We start from the raw sequence: 14,797 nt of genomic DNA on the forward strand, positions 1-14,797 counted from the left end.
GTCCGGTGCCATGGCGACGTGTGAAAGAAAAACAACCGGTGCGTTGAAAAATGACGAACACATGCGTCCTCAGGCGGCGCATTGCGCCGCCTGAGGGGATCCGCGAAAATTCACTTATGGGTTCACGGAGCAGGCGCGTGAGCCAGTCGGCCCGTGAATGCGCTGCTTGCGCGCTAACGCAGCAACACCTCGCGCAACCGGGCGAGCCGCAGTTGGGCATCGCGACGGGCAGCGAGCGCCTGCGTCATGGTGACGGGCAGGAAGTGCGCCTGATGGTTGGGTTGCATTTGCCCGATCAGATCCATATCGGCGCTGATGACCGTGCCGATAGTGGCGTAGCCGCCGCCGGACACTGCGTCACGGTGCAGAATGATCGGTTCGAGCCCGGCCGGGACCTGTATCGAGCCAATCGGATAGCAGGCGTCGACGATGTTTGAGGGATCGGAGCCTGCGCCGAACGGCTGCTCGCGCTCGCGAAACTTAAGTGGCCGACCCTGCTTATAGCGATAACCGATACGGTCTGCTTCAGGGGCGACGATCCATGTGTCTTCGAAAAACGTGATGGCTGACTCGTCCGTCAGACGGTGATGGTAGAGGCCCGGCAGCACGCGCAATTCGACTTCGCGAGCCAGCGGCGTGCGGAACCGCTCGGGCAATTCAGTCCCTTCGCGAGCGGGCCCCCGGGCACGACCGATTCCGAGCCGGTCGCCCTTCTGCAAGCGCCGCCCCTCGTAGCCGCCGAAAGCCCCGAGCGTGTAAGTGGAGCAGCTTCCGAGCACCATCGGTACGTCAATGCCGCCTGCCACCGCGAGACAAGCCCGCGCACCGCCTTTCACATAGTCGAACGTCAGCGTGCTGCCGCCCTTGATTCGCAAGGCGACATTGCAGGCCTGTGCCACGCCGTCGATTTTCGGCTGCATGTCAGCGCCCGTCACGGCAATCAGCGTCTCCACATGAAACAGAAGCTGTGGGCCGAGCAATGTACATTCGAGCGCGGCCGCACTCTCGGAGTTGCCAACCAGCAGATTGGCCGCGCGCAATGCGTACTGATCCATCGCGCCGGAAGGCGGAATGCCGACGTGGTAATACCCTTGCCGGCCGGTATCCTGTACCGATGTAGCCAGTCCGGGCTTGACGACCTCGATGGCGTGGAGAGGGTTAGTCGGCATTAAGCACCTCGATCAACGAGCGGTTGTAGGCTTCGGGGTCACGCATAAATGATCCGAGCGAGAAATTCACCTCGCGCACCCGCAAAGAAAAGGTCCCTGCATCCACAGCGGCCACGGCTCGGTCGTAAGTGTCGCGATCGATCGGCTTGAACTTGACGATATCTCCGGGGCGGAAGAACACCATGAAGTCGCGCAGGTAATCGAGACGTTGCGCCGGATCGAAGATCGGTGCGGGCGTCACGCCGAACATCTGATAGCCCCCCGCGCCCCGCACCGAGTATATGCAGCCGAAGCAACCACCATGGCCGACCGTCAATCTGGGCGTATCGGTGCGAGGCCGCAGATATTTTGGCACCTGCAACTGACGGGCGCGTTCGACCATCTGGAACATGAACGGCAAGCCGGCCACGAAGCCGACCATGGAGACAAACCACGGGGAGTCGGAATGCGCCGCGATGAAATCTTCGACATCTTTATTTCCATTGATCCGTGCCGCGTATTCCAGGTCCGTCGAAGCCGGGTCCTGATGACGCTCGCGAAAGCGCATTAGTGTCTCGTGCGTCCATGGATCGTTGTAAAGCACGGGCACTTCGACGATGCGTGTCGTGATGTCAAGTTCCGTCGCACCGGCGACCTCGACCTCGATCTGTCTCAGCAGCGCGAGGAGCGTATCCGCGTCGATCACGTCTGGATCGTAGCGAACCTGATAAGACGCGTTAGCCGGGCAGATTTCGGTAACGCCGTTTACCGCGCGACGCTGCAGTTCGCGCGTGATCGCCGTACCCTTGAAGAACGCTTCGAGCGACATGCCTTCGCTGATCTCTACGAAGATGAACTCGTCGCCGCCGAATGTGTATCGGATCGTCATGCCGCCTCCTCGTTCCCGGCCGTGGCTGCGGCCCGTTTGGCGCGCCAGTCTGTCATCCATCCTTCCAGATAGTTGGTGTGATAGCGGCCGGCGCGAACATCGTCGTCTTCGAGCAGCGCGCGGTGCAGCGTTGCGGTGGTCTTGATGCCTCCGATGCGCAGTTCGCTCAACGCCCGTTTGAGCCGTGCCAGCGCTGCAGGCCGGCTTTCGTCAAAGACAATCAGCTTGGCGAGTAGCGAGTCGTAGAACGGCGAGACGGTGTAACCCTGGTAAAGCATCGAGTCGATGCGCACGCCCGGGCCCGCTGGCCACACCAGTTCGTCGATGCGGCCGGGGTTCGGACGGAAATCCTGCTCGGGATCTTCCGCGTTGATCCGGCATTCGAGCGCGGCGCCGCGCATCACGATCTCGCTCTGGCTGAAGCGCAACGGTTCGCCGTCCGCGATACGCAACGTCTCGCGCACCAGATCGATTCCGGTGATTGCCTCAGTCACCGGATGCTCGACCTGGATGCGTGTATTCATTTCAATGAAGTAGAACTCATCGCGTGTTTCATCGAACAGGTATTCCAATGTCCCCGCACTGCGATAGCCCACTTGTTTTGCGAGCCGCGTCGCGGACGCGCACAGCGCATTGCGCAGTGCTGGCGTGAGCGAGGGTGACGGCGCCTCTTCCAGAATCTTCTGACGGCGCCGCTGCAGCGAACACTCGCGTTCGAACAGATGGACAACATCGTTGCCGTCGCCGAGTACCTGCACTTCGATATGCCGGGCGCGCGCAATGAAACGCTCGAGGTAGACGCCACCATTGCCGAATGCGGCCTGCGCCTCCCTTTGTGCAAGCGGCAGCTCGGCGTCGAGCTGCACGGCATCGTGCGCGACTCGGATGCCGCGTCCGCCGCCTCCCGCCGCCGCCTTGATCATTACCGGATAGCCGATGCGGCCGGCAACTTCGCGCGCTTCATCAAGCGAATTGACCACCCCATCGCTGCCAGGCACGGTCGGCACATCTGCGCGCTGCGCGGTTTCACGTGCCTTCGCCTTGTCGCCCATGGTTGCAATGACGCTCGACGACGGGCCAACAAAGAGCATCCCGGCGTCTTCGACCTGTGCCGCGAATGCCGCGTTTTCGGAGAGGAAGCCGTATCCCGGGTGGATGGCATCTGCCGCGCACTGCCGTGCGGCAGCGAGAATCACCGCGGGGTTCAGGTAGCTTTTCGCCGCATGCGCTGAGCCGATGTGAATCGCCTCATCGGCCATGCGCGCGGCAAGGCTGTCTCGATCAGCATCACTGACCACCGCGACCGCCCGCATACCCAATTCGTGTGCTGCGCGGATCACCCGCACGGCGATCTCGCCGCGATTGGCAACCAGCACCGTACGGATTCGATTCGGCCGATAGAACATGCCCGTGGAGCTGCCCGTGTTCGACGTGTTCATCTTGTTCACCCTTCGATCCGCATCAAGACTTGTCCTGCATCGACCGGCTCGCCGTCGTCGACAAGAATTTCGACGACGCGGCCCGTCACGTCTGTCTCGACATCGTTGAACTGCTTCATCACCTCGACGAGTCCAACCACGGCGCCGCTTTCGACAGATACGCCTGTTTCGACGTAGGGCACGGCCTCCGGCGACGCGCGCCGATAGAAGGTGCCTGGCAGGGGGCTGACAATATCGTGTAGTGCCATGGGTATGCTCCTCAAGTCTCTTTGGGGTGACTGCAATTAGCGGGCGGCGGCAGACAAGGGGGCTGCCACACGGATATCGTGATGGGTCAACGCGGCGCGAGTGGCCTCGACGAGGTTGAGGGCGCCCGGCGTGTCGCTATGAATACAGACCGAGTCGAAATTGATATCGATGTCGACGCCGTCGACAGTGGCCACCCGTCCCTCCACGCAGGCTCGCAACACCTTCGCCGCCACCTGAGCTGGATCGAGCCGTCCGACGCGCCGGGTGAAGACGATCGAGCCGCTGCGATCGTAGTCACGGTCGGCATAAAACTCGCGGATCACAGGCTGGCCTAGTTCGCGCGCGATCCGGTACGTCGCCGACGCTTCCATGCAATACAGCAATAACGTCGGATCCAGCGTCTGAAGCGTCCCGATCAGGAGGCGCGACAGGTCCTCGTCGCGCGCGGCGAGCATGTAAAGCGCACCGTGCGGCTTCACATGCTGCACGCTGACGTTGTAAAGACGTGCGAATTCGCGCAGTGCGCCAAGCTGATAGATGATGTCGTTGACGAGCGCCTGCGGCGTCTCGGCGATGTTGCGGCGTCCAAAGCCCACCAGATCGCGAAATCCCGGATGCGCGCCGACACCGACACCTGCCTGTTTCGCGAGTTGCACCGTACGCGCCATGATATTGGGGTCGCCTGCGTGAAACCCGGTCGCGATATTGGCCGAGCTGATGAGGGGCATGATGTCCTCATCGACGCCATCACCGATCTTCCATGAGCCGAAACCTTCCCCCATGTCGGAATTCAAGTCGACGCTGTGCTTTTTCATGCTAACTCTCTCCTGGGTCTACAGCCTGGTTAGCTTGAAGGACGCGCGCCAGACCGGTTAACTTGAACGTTATCCGCTCGCTGGTCGCCAAAATAGTTCTATTTTTATATGGCACGTTATCTGTTTTTTCGATGGCGTCGGCGGCGCAAGGAGGCGTGTAAATCGGGTTTATCGCTTACCCGTCAAGGGCAGTGGAGCCGGAGTCCATTCTGAAAACTTGCGGGAGTAAGATATTGCGCGGTGCAATATCATTTTTTCAAGTGGACTCCTATGGCGCTGACCCTCCGGCAACTGAAGTACTTCGTGGCTACGGCCGAACTCGGTCAGATTTCGCAGGCGGCGATTCAACTAACGATTTCGCAGTCGGCAGTGACGAATGCTATCAAGGAGCTTGAGGACAGTCTTGGCACACAACTGTTCATGCGCACCGCTTCCGGCATGACCTTGACCAATACCGGGCGACGTTTTCTCAACCAGGCGTACACGATCCTGTCGTCGGTCGATGAGGCCATGCGCATTCCGAATCTCGAAAGCACGCTGACGGACACGCTGACGCTCGCTGCAAGCTATACCGTGCTTGGCTATTTTCTGCCGCATCATTTGCAGCGCCTGAACACGCTCTATCCGCAACTCACCATCCAGTTGCACGAATTGAATCGCGAGTCGATCGAAGAGGGATTGATCGCAGACCGATACGACATGGCTGTGCTGCTCACATCGAATGTTGCGAATCCGGAGTTGGTACTCGAGCCGGTCATTCATTCGGTGCGGCGCCTGTGGCTATGTGCGCAGCACCCATTGTTAAAGCGAGAGAACGTTACGCTCGCCGATGTCGCAGCCGAACCATTCATCATGTTGACCGTCGACGAAGCGGCTTTTACGGCTTCGCGTTACTGGAACGAGACGCCGTACCGACCGAACGTGAAGCTACGCACATCGTCCGTTGAAGCTGTGCGCAGCATGGTGGCGAATGGAAGCGGCGTGGCGATTCTGTCGGACATGGTATATCGCCCTTGGTCGCTGGAGGGCAGGCGCATCGAGACCGTGCAGCTACGCGATCCGGTGCCGCCGATGAGCGTGGGTCTCGCATGGCGCAGAAGCGCCGAGCTAAGTCCGGCCATGCATGCGGTGCGCGAGTACTTCCGGCATACGTTCACGGAACCTCGTGCGTTCACCGGTAGCAGTTGAACCACGGAAGTGGCGCGTACGACCGCACAAGCGTTTTTGCCCACAGACAGCCCGTAGTAGCCGTGATCGTCTCGTTCAGTTCCATCATAGCGGTCACCTGCACAAGGTGGTCCGAGCGTCAGTTACTTCGCGCGCGCTCCGCCGCAGCGGCAACGCTGCGCGCGCGTCTGTTCGGCGAGGTCTTGAACGATGTGAAGCAGCAGGTGATAGAAATTGGGATTGCGGGTACTCACGTGGCACACCGCGGAGGTCTCAAGTCCTGGCAGACGAGAGACTCTCCCGAGGGCGTCGTTTGTGCAAGATCCCTAAGGGAGATCCCCTCCGCTACATCACGCAAGTTGCTCGAAACGCCCCGAATTCCCATCGACTTACGTGCTCACGCTCACAGCAACGCGACCGATCTTTGATGAACGAGCCAGAAGAAGGGTAGTCCACTGCGAAGATTGCAGATAACGACGAAGCGGTACAAACGCGACTTCAGGGAACCGCAAGAGCCGTTTGGTCAGAGTGCGTCGAACTCTCAAAGAAAGAAGACTCGGTGTGTCGCGCCAACGAAAGCAGATGGACTCCGTGCCAGGCCGCCCGATGGCCTGCATACCGCCTACGACAGCCGGAAGGCCGCCACCGACGAGCGCAAATCGCCGGCTTGCGTTTCGAGCGAACTCGCGGCCGCGGCGGCCTGCTCGACGAGCGCCGCGTTCTGCTGTGTCACCGAGTCCATCTGCGTGACAGCCTTACTGACCTGGCTAATACCATTGCTTTGCTCGATTGACGCCGCGGCGATCTCGCCCATGATGTCGGTGACACGCTGCACTGATTGTGTGATCTCGTCCATCGTCACGCCGGCCGCGTTGACGAACTCGACGCCGGCTCGCACGCGTTCCACGGAGTCCTGAATGAGCCCCTTGATCTCTTTCGAGGCCGACGACGAGCGTTGCGCGAGCGAGCGTACTTCACTCGCAACGACAGCGAACCCCCGGCCCTGCTCGCCCGCGCGGGCGGCTTCGACGGCCGCGTTGAGCGCGAGGATGTTGGTCTGGAACGCGACGCTTTCGATCATGCCGACGATATCGGCAATTTTGTCCGAGCTCGCCTGGATGCCGTCCATCGTATCGATGACCTGCGAGATGACGCCGCTGCCGCGCTGCGCGACCTGTACCGCCTGCGCGGCGACCTGACTTGCCTGACGCGTGTTGTCGGCGTTCTGATTGACTGTCGAGGTGAGCTCTTCCATAGTCGCAGCTGTTTCCTGCAGCGCCGCCGCCTGCTCCTCCGTGCGCTGAGAGAGGTCCTGGTTGCCGGCGGCGATTTGGCCCGTTGCCGATGCGATCGACCCGGCCGACCTCGTGATCGTGCGAATTGTCTCCGTCAGTTGATCCTGCATCCGCTTCATCGAGTAGAGCAGGCTGCTGCGGTCGCTCGGCGCGGTCTTGACGACAACGGTGAAGTCGTTATTCGCAACACGCGTCGCGATCTCGGCCGCGTAACCGGGCTCGCCGCCGAGCGAGCGCAGAATGCCGCGATTGAGCAAGATTACTACAAGGCTTAGCAAAGCGCCGACCGCGACAAGCAAACCGACGCTCTTGTACAAGGTTGTATGGAAAGCAGCGTTAATATCGTCGAGGTAGACACCGGTCAGAATAATCCAGCCCCACGGACGATAGGTGTCCTCATACGTGATCTTCGGGAAGACGCCGCTGACGCCGGGCTTCGAGAACCCAATACGAGTAAAGCCTCTGCCCTCTCGGTTCACTATATCGATGGCGACCTGAAAGGTGAGTACGCCATTCGGGTCCTTGAACCCTCTCACGTCCCGGCCCTGGATCTCCGGATGGATCGGATGCATCAGAACGTGCTCCGAGTCGATGATCGTGAAGTAGCCGTCAGAGCCCGCGTAGCGCATGTTGCGCACGGCGTCCATGGCCTTCTTCTTCGCCTCGTCGACCGTGATCGTTCCGGCAGCAGCCTGATCGGCGAACGTTTTGACGACTGCAATGGCGAGTTCTGTGGCATGCACCAGATCGGCTTTTCTTTCTTCTAGACGAACGTCTCGAGTGCGATAGGCGTCGATCATCGAGAGTCCGGCGAAGCACAGAAGACACAAAACCAGCGGTAGCCATAGTTTTTGCGAAAAAGACAACTTGATCACCTACATCTCCTGATTGGGTTCGCAAGCGTGCAGCTTGAGCGGTCTGCCGTTTAATTACGGCATACATGAATGAAAGCTCTAGCTCTTGCGGCAAAACCCTTGTATTTCGAAGGCCGACGTACCGCTACCATCGAAAAGTCCAATGATATGGGTCAGCGTGATAAGGCGCTCGACGAAGCACCAGGCAAAGGACGGCTCGTTGTCGACATGAAGGCAGATGGGGCGCTGTCATGCCTGGCATACGCTGACAGTACGTTTCTCAGCGCTGGGACGAGTGTCATCGGTGGTGGATAGTCCGCTGTCTGCGACCGACATTTGGATGCCCATCCAGAATGCCCGTCAATGGCTCAAAATGGCCGGACATGGTCCAATTTCGCGCGCCCGTAGTCGACCCTGAGCAGCCATGCGCCGTCCCGGTCCGCGGCCGCACAGACGCCCGCTAGAGGTTGCTCCTGGTTGTCACTCCCGAAGGAGCATTCCTACTAGTACCGTATCCGACGACGATTGCTTTGCGTCGCATCAGGCGGGCCGGACCCGCATTACAGGTCCGGCAACGTTCCGCCATTCTTCTGAGTGCAGGCGCCTCAGACTGGAATCTTCTTCTGGTAGTTGATGCAAGTCGAGCAGAGCAGCAGACCGATACCGGCACCGGTAAAGACCATCAGTGCAAGGAAGTACGAGCCGGTCAACTGCACGATCAAGCCGACCGCGAGCGGTACGAGTACCCCGCCGATGTTGCCGCCGAGGTTCATCAGGCCCCCGAGCAGGCCCACCCTGTCGCGCGTTCCCACGAGCGACGGGATGCTCCAGTAGAGCCCGGTCCAGCGCTGAAAAAATAATGTGACCGACAACAGTACGACCGTCAGCGCGGGCCCGCTCGCGTAGGCAACCGAGAACACCGCGACGGTGACTACGATCGAGGCGAACGCGAGCATGGTGCGCATTACCTTGTTCGGCGAGCCGCCTGCGGTTTTCCATTTATCGCACAGAAAGCCGCCGACCAGTTCGCCGACGAATCCCGACAGGAAAATGATGAAGCTCGCGCCTCCCATCTGCTGGATATTGAAGCCATGTACCTTGCTCAGGTAATTCGGCATCCACGTCAACAAGCCGTAGAAGACGACGTTCGAGAACATGTAGCCGAAGAACATGAGCCATACGGTACGGTACTTGAACAGGTCGAGCCTCTTGCCGCTTATCTGGGTCGGCTCGCCCGCGTTTTCGACCGCCCGAGCCTCCTCAATATAGGTGGCCTCCGCTTCATTGACGCCGCGATGCTCGCGCGGGCTGTTACGAATGAAATGCCACGCGTAGAGCCCGGCGAGCACCGTGCCGACGCCGGCCACGATGAAGGCCAGGCGCCAGGATCCCAGCAGGGTAATCAACGAGGTGATCAATATCGCGCCGATCGCCGCGCCCAACGGGGCGCCGCCGTCCAGCAACGTTGCGCCGCGTCCGCGTTCGTTCTGCGTCAGCCAGATCCCGTTCAGCTTGCCGCCGGACGGATAGATCGGAGCCTCAGCCGCACCCAGTCCGAACCGGGTCAGCAGCAGCGTGGTGGCGTTGGTGGCCACGCCCGCGATTGCCTGAAACCCGCCCCAGAAGACTGCAGCGGCCGTGATCACGATGCGCGGCTTGAAACGGTCGGCCAGCATGCCACCCGGCACCTGCATCAATGCATAGGTCCAGAAGAACGAGCTGAAAATCAGGCCCTGCAGCGCCGGCTTTATGTTGAAATCCTTCGAGATCAACGGCATCGCGACCGATAGCGACGCACGATCGATATAGTTGATCGCTACCAGCCCAAGCAATACGAAAAAGATTTTCCACCTTACCGCCGTCTTGACCTGAACGGCGACATTCTCGACAGGTATGCTCATGGTCTCCCACTCCCCCTCAATCGAATATAGTTTGTAGTCACGGAATGATCGGACTGGCCGCGTGCGATTGCTGCGTGAACGGCCGAGTGCGGCAGGGACTACTTATTTGAAAGACGCCCAGCCGGTTCGCTGCAAGATGGTACGGACCTGACCGGCTGCGTTTTGCAGCGCGGCGACTTCGGCGTCGGTCCACTGGCGCGTGCCCGGCACGTAATGGACCGAGATCCATCCGATCACCTCGCCATCGGCTGCCTCGAGGCCGACCAGCATCTGTGCCTTGACACCATAGACTTCCATCAGCGCCTTCGGCGGCTTGACCTCCGCATTCGCACAGTCGTCCTGGACCAACGGCTTCCGGGTCGCGATGAGCCACTGCACGGTCGCGAGGCTGCGCTGATTCAGCGAGGTATTCAGTTTCAGTTCGGGGATGCCCGGCGCGACCGATTCCGCGCAGACCCGGTCGACATTGCAGTTGTGCTCGGGAATGTCGATGCGCAACGTGGTGCGGCTGCCGCCCGTTACTTCACGCAGGGTGGCCATGACACGCTCGAGTTCCTCAAGCACGGGATTGGCCCTGAGCAACTTGCCAAAGCCATGCAGCGGTACGTCGATTGACGTCATCTTCAACGCTTTCCACAACGTCACTGCGATACTGTCGAAAATCGGCTTGCCGAGTTCCGCCTCCATCTCGTCGACCACGGCGGTCGCCGGCAAATTGGTACAAGCGACGACAAGGCATTCGGCGTCGGGCGCATCCGCATCGCGCAGCAACTGCTTGATTCGCTCAAACGGCGTATTGCCGATAACAACGTTTTCGGTTTGATCGAGCCTGGCAGCGTTGACCACGGTGAATCCCTGGTTACCATAAGTCTCGATGATCTTGCGAGTCGGTTCCTCGACGTACGGCACCGCCAGCGCGAAGCGCTTGATGCCGTAGTGCTTCAGCACGTCGAGTTGAGCCAGCGAAGAGGTCGACGCCGGCACTCCCGTGACTCCACTGATTTCCTCGCACAAGCTGATGTCGGCTTCGAACCCCTTGCCAGTCCAACTGCCAGAGGTGCCGTTCCACAAAATGGCGTCCATACGACCATCGCTCAGGAGCGCCGCCGAATCGACCATTTTCTGCGTCTGAAACTGGTTGACGTCCTTGCTGTCGAGCGTCAGTGTCTTTACCGGAACCCGACTGAAATGGGTCGAGATCCGCGAGCTGATCTGGTGGCTCATTGCCATCGTCATCGGCTCCAGTGCCGTGTTCGACGACGGCGTGATAAAGCCGACTTTTTTCACGTCTTGAAGACTCTTCAACGGTTTCGTTGGGTTTCCCATCAGCGTTCCTTCAACAGGTTAATTGCCAGGATGGGCGCATTGTAGTGTCCACAAGTCGTTAGCCAATCCGTCGGTTCGTGAAAACATAAGACACAAAATGTGAACGGTGAGGATTGGCACCCGGATTTTTGGACTGGTATGCAATGGCGTGTACCCGTGACCGGTCGGGACGGGTTCAAACGTTTGCGGCCAGCCATTCCTCAAGGAATTGCACGCATACGCGGACCTTCGCCGATGTCGACAGCCGGGATGGATAGACAGCCCATACATTGGCGTCCTGCTGATACTCGGGCAGCACGCGTTTGAGCTCGCCGCGTTTCAGACTGGGCCCGACGTCCCACATCGAGCGCAGGATGATGCCGTGGCCGTCGATTGCCCAGCGATGTGCGATCTCACCGTTATTTGCGGAAAGCGGCCCGCTGATGCGAACCGTTTCTTCACCGTCGGACCCCTCCACCTTCCAGCGGCCGAACTCCTGATCGCGCTCGCGGATGACGATGCATTTATGATGTGCCAGGTCGGCGAGGCATGACGGCGTCCCCCAGCGCTCCAGATAGGTCGACGATGCGCATAGCACACGTGCGTTGCGGGCGATCAGCTTCGTAATAAGAGTCTGCTCACGCACGACACCGATCCGGATGTCTAGATCGAACCCCTCACGCACTAGATCGACGGGCCGGTCAAGCAGCTCCAACTGAAATTCGAGTTCCGGGTAACGCTGGGCCATCGCCGACACCGCGCGCGACACATGATTGCGGCCGAATCCTGAACTGGTACAGACGCGCAGCAACCCGCGAGGCGCAATCTTCGAGGACGAAATCGCCTCGGCCATCTGTTCGGCATCTTCCAGGATGCGCTGTGCCCACTGATAGACGATATGACCGCTCTCGGTAACCGATACCTTCCGCGTGGTGCGATGCAGCAGTCGCGCTTGGAGCATGTTCTCGAGCACAGCGATGCGTTTGCTGATCAAGGCTTTGGACACGCCCATCTCGAGTGCGGAGGCGGCGAAACTCTGTTTATGCACGACCATGCAGAACAGCCGCAGGTCTTCCATCGAAGGGAGATTGTTCACTTTCTGTAATCGATTGAATCACGTAAGCAATCACTATATCGCTAAGCGTGCGCGCTATGATTCACCTCAGTCGGGCTTGGTTGGTTCCGGTAAGCCCAATGCAAGACGAGAACAGTCAATGAAAACACACAAGATTGCGGTTATCGCTGGTGACGGCATCGGCAAGGAAGTGACGCCAGAAGGCATGCGCGTGGTGGAAGCGGCGGCACGCCGATTCAACATCAACCTCGAATTCACCACGATGGACTGGGCCAACTGCGATTACTACGCGCAGCACGGCGAAATGATGCCATCCGACTGGTTCGACCAGTTGATGCCGTTTGAGGCGATCTTTTTTGGGGCGGTCGGCTGGCCCGCGACCGTGCCCGACCATATCTCGCTGTGGGGTTCGCTGCTGCGCTTCCGGCGCGATTTTTCGCAATTCGTGAACTTGCGTCCGGTGCGTCTGATGCCCGGCGTGCCATGTCCTCTGGCCGGGCGCAAGCCGGGCGACATCGACTTCTATGTGGTGCGCGAAAACACCGAAGGGGAATATTCGTCGCTCGGCGGCCGCATGTTCGAAGGGACCGACCGCGAGTTCGTGGTTCAGGAAACGGTCTTCACGCGCCAGGGCGTCGACCGGATTCTCGATTTCGCTTTCGATCTGGCACAGAGCCGGCCGAAAAAGCATCTGACCTCGGCAACGAAGTCCAATGGCATCTCGATCACGATGCCGTATTGGGACGAACGGGTCGAGGCGATGGCCAAGCGCTATCCCGATGTGCGCTGGGACAAATATCACATCGATATCTTGTCCGCGCGGTTCGTGCTGAGCCCGGAGCGCTTCGATGTCGTCGTCGCTTCGAATCTTTTCGGCGATATCCTGTCGGATCTTGGCCCCGCCTGTGCCGGCACTATCGGCATCGCGCCGTCGGCGAACCTGAACCCGGATCGCCGTTTCCCCTCGCTGTTCGAGCCGGTTCACGGCTCGGCGCCCGACATCTATGGCAAAAATATCGCCAATCCGATCGCAATGATCTGGTCGGGTGCGATGATGCTCGATTTCCTCGGCAACGGAAGCGGTGTCTATCGCGAGGCGCACGATGCGATCATCCATGCAATTGAAACGGTACTCGTCGAGGGACCGCGCACGCCGGATCTCGGCGGCACAGCCAATACCACCGACGTGGGCAACGCGATCGCCGCCGCATTGAAACAATGACGACTACATTGTCTTCCCCGTTTGCAGCGCTCACGGCGGCGGAGCTCGGTCGCCTGCTGCATGATCGCAAAGTCGATGCGCGCGAGCTGACCGATTACTTCGTCGAGCGTATAGAGACGGGGGCCAACGCGGGAGTCTTTACGTCCACCTGCTTCGAACGGGCGCGCCGTGAGGCGACACAAAGCGCGGCTCGCTATCGAGCCGGTCAGCCTCTTGGCCCGCTCGATGGCGTGCCCGTCGCATGGAAAGACCTGATCGATATTGAAGGTCTCGCCACCACCGCGGGGTCGGCCATCTATCGGCACGCGCCACCAGCGCCGCGTGATGCGCCGATCGTGCGCAATCTCGCCGCTGCGGGTATGGTGACGCTCGGCAAAACCAATCTGTCTGAATTCGCCTACTCTGCGCTCGGGCTCAATCCGCATTTCGGCACACCGTTGAATCCGCGCGCAAGCGACGTGCCGCGCGTGCCCGGAGGTTCGTCCTCCGGCTCCGCCGTGGCCGTCGCCGCGGGACTCGTGCCGGTGGCGATCGGCACCGATACGGGCGGCTCCGTGCGCACGCCCGCGGCATTCAATGGCGTGGTCGGCTTCAAGACCTCCGAGCAGTGGATCGACACTGACGGCGTGTTTCCGCTGTCGCGCACGCTCGACACGATCGGCGTGTTTGCGCACGACGTCGCCGATTGCTATCTGCTCGATCTTGCATTGCGCGGCCTTAAGACCGCATCGCTCGCCCCTGACTCGACGCCTTTGGCATCGCTGACGTTGGTCGCCCCGGAAAACGCGATACTCGACGAGGTCGAGCCGGAAGTGCGGCGCAACTTCATCGCTTCGCTCGAGCGAGCGGCGGCCGCCGGTGTGCGGGTGCGCTGGCAGTCGGTCCCTGAGCTCACCCAGGTGCGCGAGTTGATCGCGCGTCACGGCAATATTGCCGCGGCCGAGGGTTATCAATGGCATCGCGAACTGCTCGAGAGCCCGCGCCATGCGCAAATCGATGTGACCGTCTATAAGCGGATGATGGGCGGCAAGACGATGCGGGCAGAGGACTTCGATGCATTGCAGCGGGGCCGCGTCGCCTTGCAGCGTTCGCTATGGGCTACGCTCGGCGACGCGCTGCTGGTGATGCCGACGGTGCCGCACGTTGCGCCGCCGATTGCGCCGCTTGCGGCCGATCCCGACGTGTTCGCCCGTGTGAACCTGAAGACGATCTGCAACACGTTGCTTGGCAATATGCTCAACACCTGCGGGCTTGCGTTGCCGAACGGCTTGGGCGCCGCGCAGATGCCGACCAGCATGTTGCTCAGCGCGCCGGCCGCGCACGAAGCCCGGCTGCTGTGCGCCGGTGTCGCGCTCGCGCCGATTATCGCAGGCGATTTTTCCTGAAGGCGCTCGCAATGGGACTTGTGCTCCTGTGGCGCGACGACGTCCGAGCGCAA

The 14,797-nt window shown here is 60.4% G+C and carries 12 protein-coding genes; 3 read left to right on the plus strand and 9 right to left on the minus strand.

Going from position 1 to position 14,797, the window contains the following annotated elements:
* Positions 1-173: 173 nt before the first annotated feature.
* The 5 genes from ABQJ48_RS22280 to ABQJ48_RS22300 are packed head-to-tail and all read right to left on the minus strand — an operon-like array spanning position 174 to position 4,540.
* A complete protein-coding gene (locus ABQJ48_RS22280) occupies positions 174-1,169 on the minus strand; it encodes a 5-oxoprolinase subunit C family protein (RefSeq protein ID WP_367840168.1) in 996 nt (331 codons plus the stop codon).
* The gene (locus ABQJ48_RS22285; protein WP_367840169.1) at positions 1,159-2,037 is read right to left on the minus strand and encodes a 5-oxoprolinase subunit B family protein; all 879 of its coding nucleotides are present in this window, start codon (positions 2,035-2,037) and stop codon (positions 1,159-1,161) included. The genes ABQJ48_RS22280 and ABQJ48_RS22285 overlap by 11 nt, the downstream gene beginning before the upstream one ends.
* Positions 2,034-3,476, minus strand: a complete 1,443-nt coding sequence (locus ABQJ48_RS22290) for an acetyl-CoA carboxylase biotin carboxylase subunit (RefSeq protein ID WP_367840251.1) — start codon at positions 3,474-3,476, stop codon at positions 2,034-2,036. Before ABQJ48_RS22290 ends, ABQJ48_RS22285 begins: the two co-directional genes overlap by 4 nt.
* Positions 3,477-3,481: 5 nt before the next feature.
* On the minus strand, positions 3,482-3,724 hold the full coding sequence (locus tag ABQJ48_RS22295) for an acetyl-CoA carboxylase (RefSeq protein ID WP_367840170.1): 243 nt from the start codon (positions 3,722-3,724) through the stop codon (positions 3,482-3,484).
* Positions 3,725-3,760: 36 nt separating this feature from the next.
* The gene (locus ABQJ48_RS22300; RefSeq protein WP_367840171.1) at positions 3,761-4,540 is read right to left on the minus strand and encodes a 5-oxoprolinase subunit PxpA; all 780 of its coding nucleotides are present in this window, start codon (positions 4,538-4,540) and stop codon (positions 3,761-3,763) included.
* 270 nt (positions 4,541-4,810) lie between these two features.
* On the opposite strand from ABQJ48_RS22300, the gene ABQJ48_RS22305 reads away from it, so the two are divergent.
* Positions 4,811-5,728, plus strand: a complete 918-nt coding sequence (locus ABQJ48_RS22305) for a LysR family transcriptional regulator (RefSeq protein ID WP_367840172.1) — start codon at positions 4,811-4,813, stop codon at positions 5,726-5,728.
* 601 nt (positions 5,729-6,329) lie between these two features.
* Here the strand turns inward: ABQJ48_RS22305 and ABQJ48_RS22310 are convergent.
* The 4 genes from ABQJ48_RS22310 to ABQJ48_RS22325 form a co-directional block, all read right to left on the minus strand.
* Positions 6,330-7,877, minus strand: coding sequence for a methyl-accepting chemotaxis protein (locus ABQJ48_RS22310; RefSeq protein WP_367840173.1), 1,548 nt, complete (start codon positions 7,875-7,877; stop codon positions 6,330-6,332).
* A gap of 584 nt (positions 7,878-8,461) precedes the next feature.
* A complete protein-coding gene (locus ABQJ48_RS22315; protein WP_367840174.1) occupies positions 8,462-9,757 on the minus strand; it encodes an MFS transporter in 1,296 nt (431 codons plus the stop codon).
* Positions 9,758-9,859: 102 nt separating this feature from the next.
* Entirely contained in the window at positions 9,860-11,083 is a 1,224-nt protein-coding gene (locus tag ABQJ48_RS22320) for an aspartate racemase/maleate isomerase family protein (RefSeq protein ID WP_367840175.1), read from the minus strand.
* 175 nt (positions 11,084-11,258) lie between these two features.
* A complete protein-coding gene (locus ABQJ48_RS22325) occupies positions 11,259-12,158 on the minus strand; it encodes a LysR family transcriptional regulator (RefSeq protein ID WP_367840176.1) in 900 nt (299 codons plus the stop codon).
* Between the two features lie 118 nt (positions 12,159-12,276).
* On the opposite strand from ABQJ48_RS22325, the gene ABQJ48_RS22330 reads away from it, so the two are divergent.
* The gene (locus ABQJ48_RS22330; protein ID WP_367840177.1) at positions 12,277-13,359 is read left to right on the plus strand and encodes a tartrate dehydrogenase; all 1,083 of its coding nucleotides are present in this window, start codon (positions 12,277-12,279) and stop codon (positions 13,357-13,359) included.
* The gene (locus ABQJ48_RS22335) at positions 13,356-14,744 is read left to right on the plus strand and encodes an amidase family protein (RefSeq protein ID WP_367840178.1); all 1,389 of its coding nucleotides are present in this window, start codon (positions 13,356-13,358) and stop codon (positions 14,742-14,744) included. Before ABQJ48_RS22330 ends, ABQJ48_RS22335 begins: the two co-directional genes overlap by 4 nt.
* The last annotated feature ends 53 nt before the right edge of the window (positions 14,745-14,797 follow it).

Origin of the sequence: Paraburkholderia suaedae (assembly GCF_040812055.1) — a bacterium.
Taxonomy (GTDB): Bacteria; Pseudomonadota; Gammaproteobacteria; order Burkholderiales; family Burkholderiaceae; genus Paraburkholderia.

Bases quoted from the DNA above. Each gene is read 5' to 3' on its own strand.
- ABQJ48_RS22290 (WP_367840251.1), bottom strand. From the start codon at position 3,476: ATGAACACGTCGAACACGGGCAGCTCCACGGGCATGTTCTATCGGCCG.
- ABQJ48_RS22305 (WP_367840172.1), top strand. From the start codon at position 4,811: ATGGCGCTGACCCTCCGGCAACTGAAGTACTTCGTGGCTACGGCCGAA.
- ABQJ48_RS22280 (WP_367840168.1), bottom strand. From the start codon at position 1,169: ATGCCGACTAACCCTCTCCACGCCATCGAGGTCGTCAAGCCCGGACTG.
- ABQJ48_RS22335 (WP_367840178.1), top strand. From the start codon at position 13,356: ATGACGACTACATTGTCTTCCCCGTTTGCAGCGCTCACGGCGGCGGAG.
- ABQJ48_RS22295 (WP_367840170.1), bottom strand. From the start codon at position 3,724: ATGGCACTACACGATATTGTCAGCCCCCTGCCAGGCACCTTCTATCGG.
- ABQJ48_RS22300 (WP_367840171.1), bottom strand. From the start codon at position 4,540: ATGAAAAAGCACAGCGTCGACTTGAATTCCGACATGGGGGAAGGTTTC.
- ABQJ48_RS22330 (WP_367840177.1), top strand. From the start codon at position 12,277: ATGAAAACACACAAGATTGCGGTTATCGCTGGTGACGGCATCGGCAAG.
- ABQJ48_RS22320 (WP_367840175.1), bottom strand. From the start codon at position 11,083: ATGGGAAACCCAACGAAACCGTTGAAGAGTCTTCAAGACGTGAAAAAA.
- ABQJ48_RS22285 (WP_367840169.1), bottom strand. From the start codon at position 2,037: ATGACGATCCGATACACATTCGGCGGCGACGAGTTCATCTTCGTAGAG.
- ABQJ48_RS22315 (WP_367840174.1), bottom strand. From the start codon at position 9,757: ATGAGCATACCTGTCGAGAATGTCGCCGTTCAGGTCAAGACGGCGGTA.